The sequence below is a fragment of the Alistipes sp. AF48-12 genome (assembly GCF_003477565.1).
GTDB lineage: Bacteria > Bacteroidota > Bacteroidia > Bacteroidales > Rikenellaceae > Alistipes_A > Alistipes_A hominis.
This window is the reverse complement of the sequence record NZ_QUDJ01000015.1, coordinates 64473-88207: the sequence shown is the minus strand read 5'-3', so window position 1 is coordinate 88207 and position 23735 is coordinate 64473. Positions and strand designations below refer to the sequence as shown.

18 protein-coding genes and 1 pseudogene are annotated in these 23735 nt (G+C 55.1%); 10 read left to right on the top strand and 9 right to left on the bottom strand.

Features of this window, described 5'->3' with window-relative positions:
• Positions 1 to 552: 552 nt before the first annotated feature.
• Positions 553 to 1791 carry a 6-bladed beta-propeller gene (locus tag DW082_RS10465; protein ID WP_101571112.1) on the top strand — a complete coding sequence of 413 codons (1239 nt, stop codon included), beginning with the start codon at positions 553 to 555 and terminating at the stop codon, positions 1789 to 1791.
• 84 nt (positions 1792 to 1875) lie between these two features.
• Positions 1876 to 2277, top strand: a complete 402-nt coding sequence (locus DW082_RS10460; protein WP_118458509.1) for a hypothetical protein — start codon at positions 1876 to 1878, stop codon at positions 2275 to 2277.
• Positions 2278 to 2449: 172 nt separating this feature from the next.
• Here the strand turns inward: DW082_RS10460 and DW082_RS10455 are convergent, their stop codons facing one another.
• The 3 genes from DW082_RS10455 to DW082_RS10445 are packed head-to-tail and all read right to left on the bottom strand — an operon-like array spanning position 2450 to position 4259.
• Positions 2450 to 2974: a chromate transporter gene (locus DW082_RS10455; protein ID WP_118458507.1), complete on the bottom strand. Its 525-nt coding sequence runs from the start codon at positions 2972 to 2974 to the stop codon at positions 2450 to 2452.
• On the bottom strand, positions 2971 to 3534 hold the full coding sequence (locus tag DW082_RS10450) for a chromate transporter (RefSeq protein ID WP_306345968.1): 564 nt from the start codon (positions 3532 to 3534) through the stop codon (positions 2971 to 2973). The genes DW082_RS10455 and DW082_RS10450 overlap by 4 nt, the downstream gene beginning before the upstream one ends.
• 11 nt (positions 3535 to 3545) lie before the next feature.
• Positions 3546 to 4259, bottom strand: coding sequence for a 16S rRNA (uracil(1498)-N(3))-methyltransferase (locus DW082_RS10445; RefSeq protein WP_101571113.1), 714 nt, complete (start codon positions 4257 to 4259; stop codon positions 3546 to 3548).
• A gap of 95 nt (positions 4260 to 4354) precedes the next feature.
• On the opposite strand from DW082_RS10445, the gene DW082_RS10440 reads away from it, so the two are divergent.
• Positions 4355 to 6526, top strand: coding sequence for a M3 family metallopeptidase (locus DW082_RS10440; protein ID WP_118458505.1), 2172 nt, complete (start codon positions 4355 to 4357; stop codon positions 6524 to 6526).
• 14 nt (positions 6527 to 6540) lie between these two features.
• Here the strand turns inward: DW082_RS10440 and thiL are convergent, their stop codons facing one another.
• Entirely contained in the window at positions 6541 to 7563 is a 1023-nt protein-coding gene (thiL, locus tag DW082_RS10435) for a thiamine-phosphate kinase (protein ID WP_118458503.1), read from the bottom strand.
• Positions 7564 to 7670: 107 nt separating this feature from the next.
• Here thiL and DW082_RS10430 point away from each other — a divergent pair, with 107 nt between their 5' ends.
• Complete coding sequence (locus DW082_RS10430; protein WP_118458501.1) at positions 7671 to 8249, top strand: adenylate kinase; 579 nt, start codon at positions 7671 to 7673, stop codon at positions 8247 to 8249.
• A gap of 73 nt (positions 8250 to 8322) precedes the next feature.
• Here DW082_RS10430 and DW082_RS10425 read toward each other — a convergent pair whose 3' ends face one another.
• Positions 8323 to 9954: a S41 family peptidase gene (locus tag DW082_RS10425; protein ID WP_118458499.1), complete on the bottom strand. Its 1632-nt coding sequence runs from the start codon at positions 9952 to 9954 to the stop codon at positions 8323 to 8325.
• 50 nt (positions 9955 to 10004) lie between these two features.
• Positions 10005 to 11009 carry a DUF3078 domain-containing protein gene (locus DW082_RS10420; protein WP_182424151.1) on the bottom strand — a complete coding sequence of 335 codons (1005 nt, stop codon included), beginning with the start codon at positions 11007 to 11009 and terminating at the stop codon, positions 10005 to 10007.
• Positions 11010 to 11219: 210 nt separating this feature from the next.
• On the opposite strand from DW082_RS10420, the gene nfo reads away from it, so the two are divergent.
• The 4 genes and pseudogenes from nfo to DW082_RS10400 all read left to right on the top strand — a co-directional run bounded on the left by nfo (position 11220) and on the right by DW082_RS10400 (position 14828).
• The gene (gene nfo / locus DW082_RS10415) at positions 11220 to 12065 is read left to right on the top strand and encodes a deoxyribonuclease IV (protein ID WP_118458495.1); all 846 of its coding nucleotides are present in this window, start codon (positions 11220 to 11222) and stop codon (positions 12063 to 12065) included.
• 127 nt (positions 12066 to 12192) lie between these two features.
• A complete protein-coding gene (locus DW082_RS10410) occupies positions 12193 to 13884 on the top strand; it encodes a glycosyltransferase family 39 protein (RefSeq protein WP_118458493.1) in 1692 nt (563 codons plus the stop codon).
• Between the two features lie 5 nt (positions 13885 to 13889).
• Positions 13890 to 14267, top strand: coding sequence for a GtrA family protein (locus tag DW082_RS10405; protein WP_055205433.1), 378 nt, complete (start codon positions 13890 to 13892; stop codon positions 14265 to 14267).
• Positions 14268 to 14274: 7 nt separating this feature from the next.
• Positions 14275 to 14828 (top strand): annotated as a pseudogene (locus tag DW082_RS10400) (sugar O-acetyltransferase).
• Between the two features lies 1 nt (position 14829).
• Here DW082_RS10400 and DW082_RS10395 read toward each other — a convergent pair.
• Together DW082_RS10395 and DW082_RS15125 are read right to left on the bottom strand one after the other, a co-directional pair.
• Entirely contained in the window at positions 14830 to 17631 is a 2802-nt protein-coding gene (locus DW082_RS10395) for a PD-(D/E)XK nuclease family protein (RefSeq protein ID WP_259335598.1), read from the bottom strand.
• Complete coding sequence (locus DW082_RS15125) at positions 17525 to 18451, bottom strand: GIN domain-containing protein (RefSeq protein WP_147387001.1); 927 nt, start codon at positions 18449 to 18451, stop codon at positions 17525 to 17527. Before DW082_RS15125 ends, DW082_RS10395 begins: the two co-directional genes overlap by 107 nt.
• A gap of 93 nt (positions 18452 to 18544) precedes the next feature.
• Between DW082_RS15125 and DW082_RS15120 the strand changes: the two genes are divergently transcribed.
• Both DW082_RS15120 and DW082_RS15115 read left to right on the top strand, forming a co-directional pair.
• Complete coding sequence (locus tag DW082_RS15120) at positions 18545 to 20338, top strand: exodeoxyribonuclease V subunit beta (protein WP_259335597.1); 1794 nt, start codon at positions 18545 to 18547, stop codon at positions 20336 to 20338.
• 149 nt (positions 20339 to 20487) lie between these two features.
• Positions 20488 to 21720, top strand: a complete 1233-nt coding sequence (locus DW082_RS15115; protein WP_259335596.1) for a 3'-5' exonuclease — start codon at positions 20488 to 20490, stop codon at positions 21718 to 21720.
• A gap of 281 nt (positions 21721 to 22001) precedes the next feature.
• On the opposite strand, the gene DW082_RS10380 is transcribed toward DW082_RS15115, so the two are convergent.
• The gene (locus DW082_RS10380; protein ID WP_147387000.1) at positions 22002 to 23534 is read right to left on the bottom strand and encodes a hypothetical protein; all 1533 of its coding nucleotides are present in this window, start codon (positions 23532 to 23534) and stop codon (positions 22002 to 22004) included.
• Between the last annotated feature and the right edge of the window lie 201 nt (positions 23535 to 23735).

The following is a 23735-nucleotide window of genomic DNA, read 5'->3' as shown; positions in this document are numbered from 1 at the left end:
TTGTCATTTTATCGGGTAATACATGAATAACGAGGCAAAAGTAACACATTGCGGTATCGGAAGCAATCTTTTAATCGATTAATTTTTGTCGTTTCGGGGGGCGAAAAACAATCTTAAAGCGAAAAACGAAAACGGTTCATAACCTACATACGGATAAACAACTGGATATCGCCGTTTTACACATGCCCGATCCGAAAAACGGAAAAGATTTCCAACAGCTTCCTCCGGTATCTCCCGGATTTATGAACAGAGTCGAACAACTTATAAACAGGTTATACACTTTTTACAAACCGTATATCAGATAGCCTGCCGCGCCGGACAGCACGATCATCGCAAGTACCATCGGCCGCATTCCGAACATCGCGCTTTTGATATACAGATTGCTGCAGGACGAGACAAAACAGACGATCTGGCAGGCAATCAAGATCTGAAAGCAATGGACATTTGATCCACAACCACAAATTTCTCATAAAAAAAGAACAAAAACAAGTTAAAGCACATGTATTTATATCTATTTTTATATAAATTCTTAATTCAAAATTCTCAAAAGTCATGAGAATACGGGTTTGCATTGGAATATTATTTAGCTTCATCGGATGGCAAAGTTGTACGCCGGGACAAAATATCAAAATAAACAGCGACCGTTCAATCGTTATCTCCCGAGGGCAATGCAATATAGTCGAAGAAGTACACAGCGCCGCATTGATCGACCAGATCAAATATGTACCTTTGGAAACACATGAAAAATGCTTGCTGAAAGACATCCAAAAAATCAAATATCAGGATAGCACATTATTTATTTACGACGGACGGGCCATATACGCCTTCAGCAACGAAGGAAGATTTATAGCCCAAATCGGGGAACGAGGAAGATCCGGAAACGAATACAATACAATATCTGCGTTTTTTCTGAATCGGTACCGCAAAAGCATCATATTGATCGACGGATATACGCGTAAAGCGTTGGAGTACGATTATTCCGGAAATTTTAAAAGCAAAACACCAATCGATCCTATCTATAATTACATGGCCGATATCGAGATGGCTGACAGCACTTCCCTGCTATGCAACTTTTTTATAACCAATCCCTCGCTCGAAGACAATACGGCATTTCAATACGGCTTGGCCGATGCAGTCGGTTATCAGGTCAAGAATCTTTTTCTGCAAAGCAATCTGTCTATGAATACCGGACTGTTGACATTCTCCAACCATCCGATCACCCGCTGTAGTCACAACTTATCATTCATTCAATCTGTTTCGAACAAGATATACCAGATCGAAGGGGAACAAATAACAGAAATGTATTCGATAGAAATGATAGATCCGTTGCCGGACGAGCGTTTTTTGCAACAAAACAATCATAAAAACTACTTCGAATTGTTGCAGACCTTATTCGATAGCGGATACAGTTCGGGAGTTACCAACCTGTTCGAAACGCCGCAATACTTGTTAGTTACTTTCGGCAAAACAAAAGATTCTCCTTCGATTCAGGATTACACACTGATCTGGGACAAACAAAAAAAGCGGGGAACTTACTATTACCGGTATTTCGATGACAACCTATTGACGCTATCAACGTGCCTCAACCTGAATAGTCCGTCTACATGCTATTCGGAAAATACCTTTATCACGGCGATCTCCCCTTTGACATTCGGAACAAACATGCATGTTATTCTGGAAAAGAGCAACGATACGACCGTACGAAGAATAGCTCAAACAATAAAAGAAGACGACAATCCCGTCATCTCTTTTTTCACGTTAAAAAAAGAGATCGTTGACAATACGGATTAAAAAGTTCCGCTTTATCAAATAATTTTGCACCAAATTATCTTTTTATATTAAACTTTTTGTTAAACAACTTCCACAAATTTTACTATGAAACAGAAAGCATTTTGTATCATCGGAGCTATTGCAGCTGGAGTTTTTGCATTTGCGGTATATTTTTCAGCCGAAAAATCAATAATTACCAATGAATTGCTATTAGCTAATGTAGAAGCATTAGTGCAAAACGAAAATAACTCTTCGACAAAATGTCCTAATCCTTACGACGTTCCCGATATGACGATGGCATACCCTCAACATACGGCTACCGTAGGGGCCAATGCTGATGGAGAAATAATCATCGGAGGTTTTAAACTTCCGATAACTGTTTCGGGTGGAGCATCCGTCACAATCACTTACCATATCTCAGAATGCTCAAGGCCCGCACCCAAAGCATGTTGTCCTTATGCCGACGCAGGAAAAGTCACAGTCATTGCATGTGCACCCGCACAATGATACGCAATATTCCTGCATCGAAATTTTGCGAAGAAGTTGCATTCGATCGAATGCAACTTCTTCGTTTTTTCTATCCCGGACAAATATAAAACAAGTAACATTTATGGCTTTAAGACTCAAGGCATCGGAATCGGAGACAAATAACGAATCAACGCATTACCAACCAACGACGCTATCCGTATATCAGATAGCCTGCCGCGCCGGACAGCACAATCAGCCAGATCGGATCGACCTTTCGCAGCGTAGCCACGAACACTACGCCGAAGATCGCCCAGCTCGCCGCGTCCATGAACGTATCGGGCGTGAAAAGCACCGCGCCGGCCAGTCCGATCATCGCAAGGATCATCGGCCGCATTCCGAACATCGCGCTTTTGATATACAGGTTGTCCTGCAAAGCGAGGTAAAACCGCGTGATCACGATCATCAGCGTTATGGACGGCAGGCAGACCGCGAACGTAGCGAGGATCGCGCCCCAGATATTCCCCGTCACGACATAGCCGATGTAGGTCGCGCTGTTGATCGAGATCGGCCCCGGCGTCATCTGCGAAATGGCGATGATATCGGTCAGTTCGCTGTTCGAAATCCACTGGTGGCTGATCACCACCTCGTGCTGGATCAACGACAACATCGCATAACCGCCGCCGAAACCGAAAAAGCCGATCTTCAGATAGGATAAAAACAGTTGCAGGTAAATCATAATCCTTTCCCTTTCTTTTTGCGATAAACCCCGTACCCGATCCCGGCCAGGGCTCCCACCAGAATCAGGTAGACGGGAGAGAATCCCGCATACCATGTTACGCCGAGCGCCAGTGCGCCAAGACCCAGCCGCACCGGCCCGATCCCCCGGGACAGATTGAATACGGGGGCCAGCACCAGGGCGACGACCGCCGGCCGCATCCCTTTGAAAACGGCTTCGACCACCGGATCGTGCCGGAACTCCGCAAAAAACAATGCGATGACCAGAATAATGACGAACGAAGGAACCACTACGCCCAACACCGACCACACTCCCCCGCGGTACCCATCGACCTTATAACCGACGAAAACGGCGGTATTGAGCGCCAACGCTCCCGGCGAGGTTTGGGCCAATGTCAGCAGGTCGAGAAATTCCGTCCGTTCGACCCATCTCCGGCGGTCGACGACCTCCTTCTCGATCAGGGCCACCATCGCATATCCTCCGCCGAACGTAAAAATCCCTATCTTCAGGAAAGACCAGAACAAATCGAACGACTTACGCATCGTAAAAACGGTATTCATCAAATTTCAAATCATTTTTCATTCAGGAAAGCGACCGAATGCGTCGCTACGACGGCGGCCGTCTCGGTACGCAGCCGGCTGTTCCCCAGCGAAACCGGAACGAAACCGTTGCGGTACGCCAGGGCGATCTCCTCTTTCGAAAAGTCGCCTTCCGGGCCGATCAGCACCAGCACGTTCTCTCCGCGGCGAACGCAATCCCTCAGCAGGATCTTCCCCGCGTCGGCCTCGCAATGGGCGATTAGCTTTTTCCCGTCGAACGGTTGTCCGATCAACTCGCGAAACGGGGTCAGCTCGTCCACCTGCGGATGCCAGGCTTTCAACGACTGCTTGACGGCGCCGGTCACGACCCGTATCAACCGGTCGGTCTTGACCGTCCGCCGTTCGCAGTGATCGGTCAGCAACGGCGTGATCCGGTCGATACCGATCTCGGTAGCCTTCTCGGCGAACCATTCCAACCGGTCCATGTTTTTGGTCGGCGCCACGGCTACTTGCAGAAAATAACCGCGCTTTTCGAAATTTTCGGTACGCTCGCCGAGAGACAACTCGCAGCCGTGCGGCGAAACGGAAACGATCTCGGCCCGGCAAAGCGTTCCCCGGCCATCGGTAATATGCACGAAGTCGCCGCTGCGCAAACGCAGCACCCGGGCGCAATGACGCGACTCTTCCCCGGAAAGCAGGTAGCGGCCGGTACTGAAATCGACGTCCGGAGCGTAAAATAATTGCATCGGCAGAGGCGTTATATACTGGATTATGGTTACTTTTGCATGTCCTGACAAAGGTACGAAACAACCGAGGAACAAACAACGTCATCCGAAGATCCATGAGATTTTTTTTAATTGCCGCATTCATGACCGCCGTTCTGTCAGCCGGCTCGGGCTGTGAAAAGAAACAGGCCGACGCCAATCCGTTTTTCACCGTGTGGGATACGCCGTTCGGAGTTCCTCCGTTCGACAAAATCAAAAACGGGCACTATAAGCCCGCTATCGAGAAGGGTATCGCCGACCACGCCGCCGAAATCGATTCGATCGTCGCCAACCCGGATGCGCCGAGTTTCGAAAACGTGATCGCCGCGCTCGACCGTAGCGGCGAACTGCTGAAAAAGGCGTATGCCGCGTTCGCGCAGGTCAAAGCGGCCGACAGCAACGACGAACTGCAGGCGGCCGACCTCGCGATCGCGCCGGCCGTATCGGCCCATTACGACGACATCTACCTGAACGATAAGTTATTCGATAAAATCAGCGCCGTGCACGAACAGATCGGCGGCAGCGCGTTGTCGGCCGAACAGGTCCGCCTGACCGAACAGACCTATAAACAGTTCGTCAGGGCCGGAGCGCAGCTCAATGCGCGGCAGAAGGAGCGGCTGCGCGACATCAACCGGGAACTGTCGTTGCTGAGCGTCCGATTCGGCAACAACCTGCTGGCCGAGACGCGGGATTTTACCCTCGTCGTCGAAAGTTCGAAAGACATCAGCGGGGTTCCCCAGACCGTCACCGACGCGGCGGCAGACAAGGCCAAAGAGATGGGAATGACCGACAAATGGGTTTTCACGCTCAGTCCGCCCAGCATGATCCCGTTCCTAACCTATGCCGAAAACCGGGGACTGCGCGAAAAGCTGTACACCGGCTACGTAAAGCGCGGCAGCAACGGCAACCAGTTCGACAACCGGCAGATCGTCAACGACATCATCCGGCTCCGCACCGAGAAAGCCCGCCTGATGGACTACCCTTCCTACGCCGCCTTCGTGCTGGACGACCGGATGGCGAAAACTCCCGAACGGGTGTACGACCTGCTCGACAAACTCTGGAAACCCGCCCTCGATACGGCGAAACGGGAGTTGGAGACCCTGCGCGCGATCAAGGCGAAGGAGACACAGGACAGCGCGTTCGCCGCATGGGACTGGCGGTATTATGCCGAAAAAGTCCGCAAATCGCAATATAACCTCGACCAGACGTCGCTCAACCTCTACTTCTCGCTGGACAATGTCCGATCGGGCGTTTTTCAGCTTAGCAACCGGCTGTGGGGGCTGACCTTCCGCCCGGTTTCGGTTCCGGTATATAACAAGGAGTGTTCCGCCTACGAAGTGCTCGACAAAGACAATACCCATCTGGGAGTCCTCTATTTCGACCTCTATCCGCGCGACGGCAAGCGGGGAGGCGCCTGGTGCGGCACGTTTCGCGAAGCATCCTACGGTACGGACGGCAAGCGCATCGCCCCGATCGTCACGATCGTCTGCAACTTCACCCGTCCGAACGGAAGCGATCCGGCCCAACTGACGCTCGACGAAACCGAAACGCTGTTTCACGAGTTCGGACACGCCTTGCACAAACTATTTTCGCAGGTACGCTACGCCGGACTGAACCGGGTAGAGCGCGACTTCGTGGAACTGCCCTCGCAGATCATGGAAAACTGGGCGACCGAACCCGAAATGTTGCGGCTCTACGCCAAGCACCTCGTGTCCGGGGAGCCGATGCCCGAAAGCCTGATCCGGAAAATCCGCAAAAGCAGGCAGTTCAACCAGGGATTCGCCACCACGGAACTGGTAGCCGCGGCGCTGTCCGACATAGACATCCATACGATCGAAGACTACAAACCGTTCGATCCGGAAGCTTTTGAAAAAGAGGCGCTGAACGACAAGCGCGGACTGATCGGACAGATCGAACCGCGTTACCGCTACCCCTATTTCAACCATATTTTCAACAGCGGCTACGCGGCGGGATATTACGGTTATTTATGGGCCGAGGTACTCGACCGGGACGCCTTCGAAGCATTCGTCGAAAGCGGAGACATTTTCGATAAAGCGACCGCCCTCTCTTTCCGGAAAAACATTCTCGAACGCGGCGGCACGCAGGACGGAGCCGAACTCTACCGCAATTTCCGCGGCAAGGACCCGGACATTACGCCGATGATGGTCAAACGGGGACTGATCAAACCGGTCGAACCCGCGGCGGACAGCGTCGCGGCGGCAACGCCGGTCGTACCGCAGGCGCAATGACCCGGAGTACCCCGCTATTTCCAGCCCTGCGCCTGCAACGCAATTTCCTGCCCGTCAGGTGTGACCAACGCGGCTCCGGTTCCCGCTTCGGTCATATGACCGATCACGTCCACCCCGAGCGCGAAGACTTCCTGCCGCCGGGCGAGCGGCACGGTAAATAACAACTCGTAATCGTCGCCGCCGTTCAACGCGGCAACCACTGGATCGCTGTGCAGTTCGTCCGCCATCGCATAGGTCTGCTTGGCGATCGGCAGCCGGTTCAGGTAGATCCGCGCTCCCTTGTCCGACGCTTTGCACAGGTGCAGCAGTTCGGACGACAGCCCGTCCGAAATATCGATCATCGACGTAGGCACGATTCCGCTTTGGGCGAGTTTTTCGACGACATCCACCCGCGCATCGGGTTTCAACTGCCTGCGCAGGATATATTCGTACCCTTCGAACTTCGGCTCCGGATTCGGATGCCCGTCGCAGGCCCGTTTCTCGCGTTCCAGCAGATGAAGCCCCATATAAGCGGCTCCCAAGTCGCCCGTCAGGCAGATCAGGTCGTTCGCTCCGGCTCCGCTACGGTACGCGATCTTGTCCTTGTCCACGTCGCCGGTCGCGGTCACGCTGATCGTAAGGCCGTTAACCGAGGCCGACGTATCTCCTCCGACCAGGTCGGTCTTGAAATCGGAACAGGCGGCCCGCACCCCTTCGTAGAACCGGTCGATCATCTCGACCGAGAAACGCGACGATATCCCGAGCGATACCAGTACTTGCCGCGGCGTCCCGTTCATCGCCAGAATATCCGACACGGCCACCACGACCGCTTTATACCCCAGATGCTGCAACGGGAAATAGGTCAGGTCGAAATGTACACCTTCCAACATCAGGTCGGTCGAAACCAATCCGTAACGATCTCCCGCATCGAGTACGGCGGCGTCGTCTCCGCATCCCTTTACCGTGGTTTTCTGCTGCGGCTCGAAAGGGGCGCAGATCCGGTCGATCAGGCCGAATTCGCCCAGTTCGGCGATCTCCGTTCGCTTCGTATCATCCATTTTTATTGCGTTTTAGTAAACACAAAGGTACTTTATCTTTTGTTCCGGCAAAAAAATACACTACTTTTGTTAACATTTAAAAGAGTGAATCATTAAATTTTAACACGATGTTGAACATTGTATTGTTCGGCCCGCCGGGGGCCGGAAAGGGAACGCAGGCAGCCAAACTGATCGAAAAATACGGTTTTCACCACATCTCGACCGGAGAAGTCATCCGGGAAGAGATCCGGCAGGAATCGCCGCTGGGCCGAAGTATGAAAAGTTACATCGACAAGGGGCATCTGGCTCCGGACGAATTGGTTATCGACATCATAACCGAGTATGTCTGCAAGCACAAAGACTGCAAGGGAAACGTTTTCGACGGATTCCCGAGAACCACGCCGCAAGCCGAAGCGTTCGACAAAATCATGGAAATGCACGGCGCGCCGATCAACCTGATACTGTCGCTGGAAGTTCCCGACGAAGAACTGATCAAACGGATCCTGCTCCGCAGCAAGGACAGCGGCCGGGCCGACGATCGCTGCGAATCGGTCATCCGGAACCGGATCGACGTTTACAAAGCTCAAACGGCCATCGTAGCCGAACACTATAAAAAACAGGGGAAATACCGCGCCGTTAACGGCACCGGAGATATCGACGGGATATTCAGAAACCTATGCGCCGAGATCGACCCGCTCCTGAAATAGAAAACGGAACGGATCTATAAAACGAACGGGCTACCGCAGCGGTAGCCCGTTCGTTTTATAGATGCGCAATCGGTCACGATCCGGCGTGCCCGGCGGAATCGAGCACTTCGATCGACCGGGCAATCACGTTGTCGATTCCCTGGATTTCGTGATAGAACGCATTGTCCTCCAACTCCGTATTCCGGCCGATGTAAGCCTTGAGCTGCGCCAGCAGGATCGCTTTCGAACGCTCGATCTCGGCGGGCTTTGGCGCCACGCCCGCTTTTGCCGCGTAACTTACGAACTCGTTCAACAGATTCGGCTGCCGGTCGAAAAACCGGTCGAGTTCTTCCAGCGAACGGATCTTGTTCAACTGCCCGCGGTAACGGTCGGAAAATTCCAGCGTAAACTTGTACAAGATGCTGCGCCCGGCGACCTCGCGGAAATAGGGCGTCATATCCGTCGTATCGACCGGAACGAAAATATCCGGCATGATCCCGCCTCCGCCGTACACCACGCGTCCCGACTCGGTCGTATATTTCAGGCTGTCGGCAAAATGGATGCTGTCGGCCGAAAACATTTCGTCGTGCTGGTAACGCGACAACAATTCGTTGTAGTAATCTTCGCGTCCGTTGCTGTACGGTTTCTGGATCGAACGTCCGGTCGGCGTATAGTAACGGGCGACGGTAAGCCGTACCGCCGAACCGTCCGGAAACGGAATCTGATTCTGCACCAGCCCCTTACCGAACGATCTGCGACCGATGATCGTTCCCCGGTCGTTATCCTGGAGCGCGCCGGCCAGAATCTCGCTCGCCGAAGCGCTGTTCTCGTCGATCAGAACGACCAGTTCCTCATCCATAAACTTGCCGTTCCCTTCGCTGTATTCGATCTCCCGGTTCCCGTCACGATCCTGCGTATAAACGATCATTTTGCCTTTCGGAAGAAACTCCCGCGATATCAAAATCGCCTGGTCGAGCAATCCCCCCGGATTGCCGCGCACGTCGAGGATCAGTTTTTTCATACCCTGCTCCTTCAACCGAGCGATCGCTTCGGCCAGTTCTTTATGAGCATTCATCGAGAACTGTTCGAACTTGATATACCCCGTTTCGGGACGGATCATGTAGGCGGCGACGATGCTTTTGATAGGAATGGCGTCGCGGGTCACGACGAACGGAACCAGATCCTTTACGCCCGCCCGCTGGATACCGAGCGTCACCTGGCTGCCGCGCGGCCCGCGCAACCGTTTCACGACGCTGTCCTGCGGCATCTTAATGCCGGCCACCACGGTATCGTTCACCGTCACGATGCGGTCCCCGGCCTGTATTCCGGCCTTGGCGCTCGGCCCCGAGTTGACCACGTTCAGCACGATCACCGTATCGGTCGCCATATTGAAAACGACCCCGATCCCGTCGAATTCCCCTTCGATGCTCTCCTTCGCCCGCGACAGATCTTGAGCCGACAGGTACGTGGAATGGGGATCCAGCTCATCGAGGATCAGCGGAATGACCCGTTCGGTCAGCGAATCGATCGAAACCGAGTCCACGTACTGCGTCCCGATCAGCGACAGCAGCCGATTGATCTTGTCGCTGCCCGGAGCCGTCAGGGCGGGCCGCCGGACGACCGGACGACTCGTGCGAAAAACCAGGCCGCCCAAAAGAACCCCCGCCACCAGCGAACAGGCTACGACCGCCGGCAGAATAATGGTGAATTTACTGTTTTTATACATACTTCAAATCTCTTTTGCATCGTGCCACCTATGCAGAAACCGTTCCGTCATCACTTGTTCTTGAACGTATACGCAACACCCAACCCGAACGTATAGTTCCATTGCAACGGCTTATTGCGAGGAGTCGGTTGCACTTCGTTGTAGATCATCCGACAGAACGCGCTCGCGTTGATGATTTGGGTAATTTTGATATTCAACGTGTTCTGCCACTCCACGTAATTATTTTTCTCGTAGTTGGTGGAAACGTAAAAATAGGTGATATAATTCAGCTTGCTTTTGGCGATCGGCTGGTTCAGGTCGATCCGCATCGTCGAGCCCAGGGCGCTCTTCTGGTGCTTGCCCGGCTCGACTCCGGCAACCCCCTGTTTGGACAGCGTGTCGCTCAGCACGAACGTCATGCTACCGCTCAACGGGTTGACCGTAATCACGATCGGAACTTTGCACGCCGTATTGTCCTTTTTCAGCGCCCGGAACGTAAAACCGACGCCGAGCGCCAGCGTACCCGGCGACATGATGTTGCTGACCATCGTTTTATCGTCCGCCGACCGAAACCCTTTGGTCCATTGGCTGCGCAGGTCGACGCTGGCGCTATAGGCCCAGCAACGCGATATGTTCCACGCGCTGTTCACGTTGAGAATGAAATAGTCGATATTTTTAAAGGTCTTGCCCGAGATGACGTTCATCCCGTATTTCGAATCCAGCCGGGTCGCCAGGCGCAGCCGGTCACGCTGATAAACATGATTAAAAAGCAACGAGGCCACCCCGGAAAAAGTATTGACGCCGCCCGGCGCCCAGTTGTCGAATTTAGTCTGGTTCAGGTTCAGTCCCACCGTGCAGGTAAGCGTATTGCGCTCCTTGCGCAACCGTCTTTTCTCAGCGCGGAACCGGGCCTCGCTGAAAAACTCGTTACTGACGGCGGAGATGGGTTTCACGGAGTCCTTTTTGAGCCGCGTATCGGCTTCGCTGGGGACTTTCGAAATGGAAAATTGCGCCAAACCCTGGTTCGAAACCATTATGAATCCTGCAAGTATCAGAAGTAAATTCAGCCGTTTCATAATTTCCGGATTGGATTTGGGCAAAGATAACAATATTTGGCCAGTGTTTTGCCGTTCATCGGTTTTTCTGCAAAAAAGTCGTAGCTTTGTTCGACGCCGGTCTCCCGGCGACGTCGCCGCCTGCGGAATCCCGACGGCAGGCGACGTGAAAAACGGCGAAAACACGACCCGGATTGCCGGCAGCGTCAACGAACTAATTAAACGTTTGTCATGAAATACTTCGGAGCACACGTCAGCGCATCGGGGGGCGTAGAAAACGCCCCGCTGAACGCGCATACCATCGGGGCGACCGCTTTCGCCCTTTTCACCAAGAACCAGCGCCAGTGGACGGCCGCGCCGCTCAGTCCCAAATCGATCGAAGCGTTCGGCGAGAACTGCCGGACGGATCATTACCAACCGGCACAGATTCTCCCGCACGACAGCTACCTGATCAACCTGGGGCATCCGGACGAAGAGGGGCTGCGCAAATCCCGCACCGCCTTCCTCGACGAAATGCGGCGGTGCGAACAGCTCGGCCTCGACCGGCTGAACTTCCACCCGGGCAGCCACCTGGGACAAATCACGATCGAAGAATGCCTCCGGCGGGTCGCCGAATCGATCAACCTGACGCTCGCGGCGACGCGGGGCGTCACGGCCGTGATCGAAAACACGGCCGGTCAGGGAAGCAACGTCGGTTTCGCATTCGAACATCTGGCCGCCATCATCGAACGGGTCGAAGACAAAAGCCGGGTGGGCGTCTGCATCGACACCTGCCACGCCTTCGCCGCCGGATACGACCTCGGCAGCGAGGCGGCCTGCGACCGGACGTTCGACGAACTGGAGCGCGTCGTCGGATTCGGCTACCTGCGGGGGATGCACCTGAACGACGCGATGAAACCGCTCGGAAGCCGCGTAGACCGGCACCAGAGCCTCGGCGAAGGGACGCTGGGCATGACGGTATTCCGTTACATCGCCCGCGACAAGCGTTTCGACGACATGCCGCTGATCCTCGAAACGCCCGACGAATCCCGTTGGCCGCAGGAGATCGCGCTGCTGAAAGAGCTGGCCGAAGGATAACCGCCGGCGCCTGTCTCCGGCTCCGGTTCTCCGCCGACGTCGAATTCCTGTTTTTTTGTTACATTTGCGAAAAATTCGCCGGCGGCAGGACATTGCCCGTAACGAACGACGAACGAAACGGTTCCGTATGCACAACAGCATAAAAAACATACCTGTTCCCAAAAACCCGGATACGCTGCTGGGACTTTTGCTCGGCGGATGGTGGATCGTCAACCTGATCCAAGCCGGATGCACCGAACTGGCCAACGACGAGGCCTACTATCACATGTTTTCGGAGTCCCTGGCATGGGGCTATTTCGATCATCCGCCGATGACCGCGCTGCTGGTCAGACTGGGCGGTTTTCTGGGCGGGGAACTGGGCGTTCGTTTCCTGTTCACGCTGCTGCAACCGCTGTACCTGTTCGTCCTGTGGAAAATCGTCAGACCGGCTTCGGCCGACAGCCGCGAAGCAGGACTGTTCGCACTGATCGCCGCAGCCATGCCGATCCTGCAACTGTACGGATTCATCGCCGTTCCGGACGGGCCGCTGATGCTTTTTACCGCGCTGCTGCTGTGGTTCTATAAAAAGTTTACCGAGGACGACCGCTGGTCGAGCGCACTGTTGATGGGGGTCATGATCGCAGCGCTGGCTTACAGCAAATACCACGGAGCGCTGGTCGTGCTGTTCATCGTGCTTTCGAACCTCCGGCTACTGAAGAATCCGAAATTCTACGTAGCCTGCCTGCTGACGCTCGCACTGATCGCCCCGCACCTGTGGTGGCAGTACCAGCACGACTGGATTTCGTTCCGTTACCACCTGGACGGACGCACCCGCGATTTCGAATACTCGTTCGTTACGGAATACCTGCTGAATCTGTTCGCTATTTTCAACCCGTTCCTATTCCCCGTATTTTTGAAAGGATGGTGGAAAACCAAAGGCCACACTCCGGTACTGAGAGCTCTGAATTGTATTTCGGCCGGATTCATTCTGTTTTTCCTCGCTTCCACGACACGCGGATACGTACAGCCGCAGTGGGAAATCCCCGCCACGTTCGGCGTGATCGCCGTACTGTACCTGTTCACGCAGGGGCGCGAACGGCTGCGCCGCTACATCGTCCGCGTCGGATGGATTACGATCGCGCTGATCGCGCTGGTGCGCATCGAAATGATATTCAATCCGCTGGGACTGAAGTTCGAAGTATTCGACAACCGTGCCTCCTACAACGAAATAGCAGCAGCGGCCGACGGCCGGCCCGTTATTTTCGACGGCAGTTATACGGATGCCGCGAAATACGGTTTTTATACCGGACAAACGGCATACGCCCAACCGTCGATCCGCTACCGTACCAGCCAGTACGAACTGAAGGACGATGACGACCGGATGGCCGGGAAACCGGCGATCCTGCAGGTTTGGGACAGCGTTCCCGGCAAACGACGCTTGAAACTGAGTAACGGGAAGCGGTTCGAATACATCGAAACGGAGCATTTCACTCCCGTCCGCAGGATCGACGTCGCCTATGACGCGCTTCCCGGACAGGTCGCGGCGGGAGACACGCTACATTTGCGCCTGACGCTGCACAATCCTTACCCCTACGAATACCGAATCGACGGAGATTCGGTTTCGGTCAGCATCGTATGGCGTAACCGCAGCGAACCGACCCACCGATATAAGTTGCCGATAACCGGCACGCTACCCCCGCACGGCGAACTGCAAGGAACCGCGGACTTCGTGGTACCGGCACTGACGCCTCGCACGTTCCAGGTCGGATTCACGATCGCCAACCTGCCCGCAACAACCTGGTTCAACGGCAAAACCGTAAAAATAAACCTGAAAAAATAAGCGACATGTTCCTGCAATTCATAAAATTCTGCGTCGTCGGCGGCACCGGAGTGGTGGTGGATTTCGGCATCACTTTCCTGTTCAAAGAAAAACTGAAACTGAACAAATACATCGCCAACTCGCTGGGATTCATGGCCGCCGCCTCGACCAATTACCTGTTGAACCGCTGGTGGACATTCCGCAGCCATGACCCGGAGGTGGCGCAGCAGTACGTCCAGTTCGTCGGCATTTCGGCCATCGGACTGATCCTGAACAACATCATCATTTACCTGCTGAACGACAAAGCGCGCCTGAATTTCTACCTGTCGAAACTGATCGCCATCGGACTCGTCACGCTGTGGAACTTCTTTATGAATTATTATTTCACATTCACCGGAAAATAATAGCGGCATGACGGAAAAAGAGAAAATGCTCGCCGGAGAACCGTTCGAAACGATGGACAGGCAGTTGGCCGAAGAGCGGCGGCTGGCGTCCGAACGGCTTGGCAGGCTGAACGCCCTGTCGATCGATGCGGAAGGATACCGGAAAGCCGTGACCGAACTGATGCCCAACGCCGCAGCCGACTGCCTGGTGCGGCCGCCGTTCCACTGCGATTACGGCTACAACCTTTATATCGGTTCGGAAGGTTTCATCAATTTCGACTGCGTTATTCTGGACGGAGCCCCCGTCCGGATCGGAAACCACGTGCTGATCGGCCCTGCCGTACAGATCTATACGTTCACCCATCCGATGGACTACCGCGAGCGGCGGCAGGGAATCGAGCAGTGCAAAGAGATCGCCATCGGGGACGACTGCTGGATCGGAGGCGGGGCGGTTATCTGTCCCGGAGTAATTCTCGGACAACGGGTGGTCGTCGGGGCGGGCAGCGTCGTCACCAAATCGTTTCCGGACGACGTCTCGTCGCCGGCAACCCGGCGCGGGTGATCCGCCGGCTCGACTTCTGAGTTACCGCCGGCAGATTTCGCGGAAATCGCAGAAAGCGCAGGTCTCCTGCCTACTGCACTGCACGAACGGCTTCGAGAGATCGAACAGTTCGATCAATACGCGCCGAAGCAGACCTTCGAACTCCGCGCGGTACTCCGAAAAACGGACGACCGGCGTATTCCCCTCCAGCAGCAGCGGCGAAAAATCCGGTTCCTGCATATTTCTGACATAGTAAAGCGCCGGCTGCACGTCGCACTTCTCCGAACGGGTCAGCATCAGCGAATAAAGCAGCGTTTGCAACACGGCCGCGCTCCGTTCGCGGATATCGCCGAAAAACAGCGATTCGAGATCTTTGAACCGGATATGCCGTTTGCCCGTTTTGTAATCGACCACGCGCAGCAGGCCGTCGGCGAGCAGGTCGATCCGGTCGGACTTTCCTGCGAAAACGACCGTATGCTCCCCGTTCCCTTCCCCGAATCCGAACGGACAGCTTACCGGCACTTCCAGCCCCCGCATCACGAAACCGGTCTGCGAAGCGTCGTACGGCAGAATGCAACTGTTGACGTACTTGGCGACCACATCCCGCACCAGAATCAGGTTCCCTCCGTACTCCTCTTCCCCCGCCCCTTCGTCGCGCAGGTACTCTTCGTTGATCGCCCGCTGGACGGCGGCCTTCACCGCCGCAGATCCGACAAGGGCTCCGATCTTCGGCCCGGCGGCAGGATCGCCCAGCAACGGCGCGTACAGCAGCTCCATCGTCCGGTGTAGGATGGTGCCGAACATCGGCAAATCGACCTCTTCGGCAATCTCCTGCTGCGGCGACAATCCGGCGACGCTGCGGAAATAGAATTTCAGCGGACATTCGACGTAATGGTAGAACGACGTCGGCGAAAGACGCTTCTGTCCGCCGTCCAAGTAAGCGCGCAGCGCATCGGCCACCCGCCCGGTCTTATCGACCGAAAGCGGCTGCCGGGCCGAAAGATTGACCCCCAGCCGGATCGGACGGTAAACGGGCTTGTGAGGCGACTCGTATTCGAGCTGGTAAATGTAGCGACTGGGCTCGCCGGTGCGTTTGTCGTCGCTGCGCGAACAATAGACCAGATGCACCCGCTCGGCGCGCTGGATCAGCCGATAGAAATAGTAGGCATAAACCCCTTCGTGGTGCTGCGGCGTCGGCAAGCCGTAAGCGTAGCGCAGGTTGTAAGGAATGAAGGAGGACGAGACGGCCCGGTTGCCGGGAAACGTATCGTCGTTGACCGACAGGATCAGCACGTTTTTGAAATCGAGGTTCCGGGTCTCCAGGATTCCCATGATCTGGACGCCTGCCAACGGCTCGCCTTCGTACGGAACGCGCAACGTTTGCAGCGTCCGCCGCAGCAGCGAAGCGAACACGGGCATCGGAATTTCCAACCCGGAATCGGCCAGTGAATTGACGATCCGCACCAGGTGTTCGTCGATCACCGTGAAAAACTCGCGCCGTTGCGCGGCATCCTCCTGTCCCTCCCCGGCCGGTTGCGCGACGACATGCGCCAGGCAGCCGCGTATATAGTCCGACAGCGACTGCCATGAACCGGTCGTCCGGAACACCTGTCCGATCGTCCCCCCGACCTCGAAAAGCCCGGAACGGACGTACACCGACCGGCTGCGCCGGATACCGTCCGCCAACGCGGAAGCGATTTCGGGCTGGCTCTGCCGGATGTACGGATGCTCCAGCAGGCCGAGCGCGTCGTTGTGATAAAACCAGGTATTTCCGCTCCGCACCCGCTTGCGCCCCTGCAGCCCGATCAGACGCTCGACGAACGAATAAGCCGTCGTCTGCCGCAGCGGATACCCCATCGTAATGTTCAACTGATCGACCGCGCCGGGAACGGCGTACAGCACCGGCAGCAACAGCGATTCGTCGGTCAGCACGATGGCCGTCTCCTTATCCGGCGTTTCGCCGCGGTCGATCAGTTCCTGCAAAAAAGTATGGACGTACTTGCACTGCAAAGCGTCGGAAGGCGCGGGAACGACGACCGTTTCTTTGGGAGCTCCGAAATGGTCGTGCCCGATCCGCGCCTCCGGCGGCGGCGGATAATCTCGGATATTGTCCCGCAGGAACATCCCCGCCTCGTAATCTTTATGATCGACGTAATACGAATCGTAGTCCCAGTAGAACTCGGCGCGGCCGCTTTTTTTCAGTCGGTTGAACAATCGTTTCTCACAGGCCGACAGCGCATTGAATCCGACCACGACATAACGGCCGTCCGCATCGCCGGGCAAGGCGACCGCTTCGTCGTCGAGCAGTCTCTCGGCAGCCGCCCGGTAAACCATGCCTTCATAGGCCAATCCCTGCGCCGAAAGCGACTCGCGGAACCGGTGGTAAATATCGGCCAGCGACTCCCAGATTGTTAGGAAGTGCCGTTGTTCGTCGGAACAGGAACTCCCGGAGCCGAAACTTTGCCAAAACTGCCGAATCACCCGGATCTGATCGTCCGTCAGATACGAATGATCGCCTTCGAGCGCTTTCAAATCGCCGATGTTCGAGAACAGCATATCCGCATCGATCAGGTATTTGTCGATCTGGTCGAAATCGGCCAACAGCATATCCCCCCAGAAATAGAAGGTATCGAAACTCTCGTCGTGAACACGGGAATAAACCTTGTAAAGTTCGGTAATCAGCTTGACCCGGTCGCTGCCGCGCAGGCCCGACAACCGTTCCATCAGTTCGCCGATGCTAACGAAAGCGGGCTGCCACAGCGGCCTGTGAATCAACGAACTCAACGCATCGCAAAAGAAAAGTTGCGCCCGGCGGTTCGGGAATACCAACCGTAGGGACGATATGTCGTCCCCGTAGCGCCGGTACAGCGCATCGGCCACTTCCGTTATGAATCCCCGCATCGGATCGTATTGTTAAAAAATGCCGCCCGCAAACCGGACGGCACCGTAAATTCCATTCGGCAACCGGAAATATCCTTATTGCCCGATATTGTTGATCGTTCCCAGCATTTTCGACGAAGACCGGAGGATCTCCGGAGAACCCTTGTAGAAAATCGCGGCCCCCGGTATCGGCAGTCATCTGAAGACGTTCGGTCACGTTCACATAAACTTCGGCAGCCGATCCGGCTTCGACGCGCACATCTTCGGCCGTCAGCGACCGGCAATCCACCTTCGACTTGGCCCCGGTCACGAGCGTAAAATATTTCGTCGTTCCGGTCACGTTGGCGACCGAATTGCCGGCTACTTTCATATAAGTGTCTTTCGTCGCAAGCTCGGCGCCGAAAGTCGCTCCGGCCGACAGGTCTATGTCCAGCATAACGGCCGACAATACCCCCGCAACCGATACGTTGGCTCCGGAAACTTTCACCGACGACAGGCTGTCGTAATAGAGCGTCACGTCGGCGCTACCCTTGCCGTTCATCCCGGGTTTCAGCCGAACGGTCAGCAGACCGTCCTTAACGCCCCAATTCAACCGATTGATCTCCGCATCCTGCAGTTTGATCGCAATCCGCGCCGTGTCGGATCGAATCATCTTCACGGTCAGGTTCCCGCTCAGATCCGCTTTCGAAAAATCCAGCGATCCCTCGCTTCTAATCTCCTGTTGTGCAAAAGCCGGCAACACTGCAATTCCCATCAGCACGGCCAGCGCCAAAAACTTTTTCATGGCATCCGGTTTTTATGATACAAAAATACTATTTTATGCGAGATTATCAATCTTTTCTATACCTTTAACGCATACAAGCGTTTTTTTTGTTACATGGGAAATGTCAAAATCCTGAAAGCTTCGGCCGGTTCCGGTAAAACCTACCAGTTGGCCTACGCCTATATCCGCAACGTGATTCGCGATCCCGGACGCTACCGGCATATCCTCGCCGTCACCTTTACCAACAAGGCTACCGAGGAGATGAAACAACGGATCATCAGCGAGATCAACCGCCTGGCCTGCGGCGCGCCGGACGGATACCTGCCCGAACTGGTGCGCGACCTGGAACTGCCCCCCGACACGATCCGTCGGCGGGCCCGGGAAGCGCGCACCCGAATACTGCACGATTACAGCCATTTCACCATCGTCACGATCGATAAATTTTTCCAGCGCATCATCCGTTCGTTCATCAAAGAGCTGGGCATCGACATCAACTTCAACCTCGAACTGCAAACCGATCCGCTGCTCGATACGGCCGCCGACCGTCTGATCGAAGCGATCGCCACGGACGACAAACTGCGGAAATGGATCGTCCGTTTCGCCGAGGAGCAGATCGACCGGAACGGCAAATGGGACGTTCGCAGCGAAATCGTCGCCTTAGGCAGGGAACTTTTCAGGGAACAGTACAAAACACTGCAAAGCGAACCGGTCACGCCGGAAAAGCTGACGGCCGTCGTAGGCGAGGCGATCGCCCGAAGCCGGGCCGTCAAAGACGAAATGCGGCGAACCGCCTCCGAAGCGCTGGCGGTGATCGCCGACGCGGGATTGCGTCCGGAAGATTTCGCCTACGGCCGCCAAGGCTGCACCGGCTACCTGACGCGGATAAACAACGGGGAGATCGTCCCTTACGGTAAACGCGTGCAGGACGCCCTCGGTTCGGACGACAAATGGGTCAGCGCCAAATCGCCGCACCGAGCGAAGATATTGAGCCTCGTTCCGCAACTGCGCGGACTGTTCGGGCGGCTTTGCGAAACGTTCGACCGCAATTTCCGTTTTCTGAACACGACCCGGCTGCTGCAAACCAACTATCGCAGCTTCGCGCTGCTGAACAACCTGAACGAAAAGATCGCGGAAGTCTGCGCCGAACAGCACCTGATCCCGATCTCCGAAACCAACTCGATCATCAACAAGCTGATCGCCGGCAACGATACGCCGTTTATTTACGAAAAAACGGGCAATACGTTCTCGCACTTCATGATCGACGAATTCCAGGACACCTCGTCGCAGCAGTGGCAGAATTTCGTCCCGCTGCTCGAAAACGCCGTGGCGCAACAGGACGAATTTCCCGTCCTGCTGGTAGGCGACGTCAAACAGTCGATCTACCGGTGGCGGGGCGGCGACTGGCAGATTCTGGGACGGAAGGTCCGCGAAGCGTTCGGGCAGATCGCCGAGCAAACCCTGGACACGAACTATCGCAGTTCGGGAACGATCGTCGCCTTCAACAACAACCTGATCGAACGGTGCGTCCGGTCGGCCAACGAATCGCTGAACCGGCTGCTCGACGCGTCCGCCGGGGAGGGAACCGTATCGGCCTCCCTGCGCCGCGAACTGACCGACATGCTGGCGGAAGCTTACAGCGACCTAAAGCAAAAGCAGCACCGCGCTCCGCAGGCCGGATACGTCCGGATCACGGCATACGATCCGCCGGAAGAAGAAACGGCGCGAACGCCGGTCATCGAAACGGTCGAAGAACTGCAACGGCGCGGTTACGCGCCCGGCGACATCGCCGTACTGGTACGCACCAACGCCCAGGGCGTAGCCGTAGCCAGGCAATTGCTCGACTACAAGGCTCCCGCCCGGACACGCCGTACTGTTACGACGTCGTTACGCAGGAAGCCCTACAAATAGGCAACTCCGACACCGTCGGCTTCATCATCGCCGTACTGCAAATCGCATCGTCTCCGGACGACAGGATCCGCATAGCTTTCTACAACCGCTACCTGGGGCGCAACCTGGACGAACCGCCGACGCCGGACGAGAGCGCATGGATCGGCCGGTTGCGGCTGCTTTCCCTCGAAGAAGCGTTCAGCGAAATCGTCCTTTTCTACCGGCTCGCGGAGAAAAAAGACGAGATCGCCTACATACAGGCGCTGGAAGAACAGATCCACGCATTCGGAACTTCCAGGATCGCCGATATCCCGCTTTTCCTGCAATGGTGGGACGAATCGGGACGCACCCAATCGATCCACCTGCCGCGCAACCGAGACGCCATCAATATCATCACGATACACAAGTCCAAAGGACTGCAGTACAAAGCCGTATGTATTCCCTACTGTAACTGGAGCCTGCAACCCAAAACGGGCAGTTTGCTGTGGGCCCGAAGCCCCGAAGCTCCGTTCGACACACTGGAACACGTTCCTCTCGAATGGAACAAAGCGCTGGCCGAATCCTACTTTTCGGAAGCCTATTTCCGCGAAACGGTTCTCGCCCAAATCGATAACATCAACCTGTTCTACGTGGCGGCGACCCGCGCCGAAGAGGAACTGCACATCCAGTTCCCCCGGAGCGCGCAGGAGAACACGGCGCGCATTCACCAGTTGATTCTCGGTTCCATCGAAACCGACGGCGAGGGCAATGCGAAGATCGGAACGCTTCAGGGACATTTTTCGGAAACGGAACAAGGACTGACCTACGATTTCGGCACTCCCGCCGTCTCCCCTGCAGAAGAACATGCCGCCACCGGTTACCCGGCCTCCTACCCGGTAGAGAAAAACCACAGCAAACTGAAATTCAGGCTGAGTTCGCAACGCTATTTCGAACAGGACGATCCTCCTGCCCCGTCGCTGCGCGACCACGGCATCCTCATGCACCGGCTGTTCGAACAGGTCGCAGACCGCACGGAGATCATGCCCCGGCTGCAGCAGATGCGCCGAAACGGTCTTCTGTCGGACAACGAAGCGCAGCAGGTACAGGCCCTGCTTGACAAAGCGCTGGACGATCCGTTGATCGCGTCGTGGTTCGACAGCCGTTGGAGCGCCGTACGGAACGAAAATACGATTCTCGTCCCGAACGCCCCGACCGTACGGCGACCCGACCGGGTACTGACCCGGGGAACCGAAGCCGTCGTGATCGACTACAAATTCGGACGCAAAAAACGAACGGCACACACCCGGCAAATCGAAGCCTACATGCGGCTGCTCCGGGATATGGGATACCGTTCCGTAACGGGATACCTGTGGTATGTCGAACTCCAGGAGATCGAACGGGTCGCAGCAAACGCGGTAGGTTAGAAGGGCCTAAAGCAACCGCTCCTACGCCGGCAACTCCTCCCAGCAGAACCAATAGCGACAAGGTACGGAAACGGCTTCCCCCTTGCCCACCTCTTCCCGATCCCACCTACAAATCGGAAATCGCCCGAAACGGTACCGTTATGCTCTCGAAGGTCTTAATCATGATGATCGCCGGCTTATATCCGATAGGATTCCTTGCAAACGTTCGCGAACTAAAAAGAAAGCGCTGCGACAAATGCCGCAGCGCTTTCTTTGAATATTAACGGGACCTCCGGTCCGAACTATTCGTAACTCTTTTGACCTATTCTCAGGTTACGAACGTAAATAGGTACGTTAGCAATCATTCCGCCGCTATGATCTTTCAGGTCTTCCAAGTCGAAGCGGAACGGAGCTCCCGCATCCCCGGCCGTCGGATTGGTCGTAAAGATGCTCTTCACCTGATCCGTCCAATCCATATGAACGGCAACCCAAACATCCGAAACGGGAAGCATATACCCGGCGCGGCCGCTCCATGAATCGGCTACTGCCTGCCAGAACAACTGTAGTTCGAACGGTGATTCGCTCTTGTATTCGAAATAGATCTGATTGTCATTGATCGTTACCGCTTTTTCACGGCTCTTCGCAGAAACATACGGATCGGAAGTGCCGCTCGGAGTGAACTTATAGGTAAGGAATTGTTCATCCGTAGTCACATCGTTCACCTTCAAATTGTTTCCGGTCTTGCCGTCTTCAAACTTGAAGTAATAAGCGTTGTCGGCGAACATCTGTTCCTCATAGTTCTTTTCGCGTACCTGGATATCCTTGATCTCGATCGTCACGCCGGATTCGCTGCCCAACGAGAGCGTCAACGGATAACCCGGTGCAAGTTCCGATCCCATATCGAAGTAAACGCCGCCCAAATCTACGGCATATTCCGTCCAATCGTCAGCCTGGTTCATCTCGTAACCGAGCATCTGCAATTTCTTGTTATTCACATCCAGACTCAACCTCGGGCGACCGATCGCTTTGGTTGCCTTGTACGAGAACGAAACCACAGAACCGGCCGATACCGGGAACATCGACGTAGAGACGGTCGGAGCCGTACCCGTCGTATTCAGCGTATAGCTGCCGCCGCCGTTGTCGGTGACTTCCACGTCCGCACTCCGCTTAATCGCAAGATTGTTATCCGAAGGATCGTTCCAGCAGATCATCTTGTAGGTAGCCGTACCCACCAGGTCGTTCTGAACCTTCACATAAGTCGTATCGGCCGACAGATCCATCGTTAGATTCGTGCTCGTAGGATCGACCATCGACGAGATCGCCGAAATCACGAATTCCACCTGAACCTGCGTGAAGTCCACGGGATCGCTGCCGAAATAAACATTGATCAAACGAGACTTTTTGTCGAGACTCGTTACGGCTTCGACTCCTCCGTAAGACGCCTTCACCTCCTTGATCGGGCTGTCCACTTCCGCTACGATCTTATAGCATACGATGTTGTCGCCCGTGAGGATATTTACGCCGTTCACGTCGCTCAGATCCAACTCGACCGGATTCGTTACGCTCGGCGTATAAAGAGACGCTCCGTTGACCAGGTCGAACGTACAGAGAACATGACTCAGATCGCGCGCTTCCTGGCTAAGCGAAACGGTCACGAGGCGGTTGGCATGATCGATATTGATCCGTGTCGAAACGGTACTGTCCGCCGCAGCCAGTTGCACGGACATCCCGAGCAACGGGCTCGACGAGCCGGACTCGTCGTCCTTGCAGGAACTGAAAATGCCCGCCGCCAATACGACCAAACATAAGGCGCTGATTTGTAAATACTTTTTCATAGACAAATTATCAATAAGGTTTTTTTAATGTCACAAGGTATAATCCTTGTCGTAGCTTAGAATCAAAAATAAATCATTTTTTCAACTTTGCAAGCCATTTTCGTTTTAATTTGACAAAGAAACACAAAAAAGGACTTTTTGAACTTATTTTCCTTCTCTTTGTGATATTGTTGTGCAAAACAGAAAGAAGATGCAATTCAG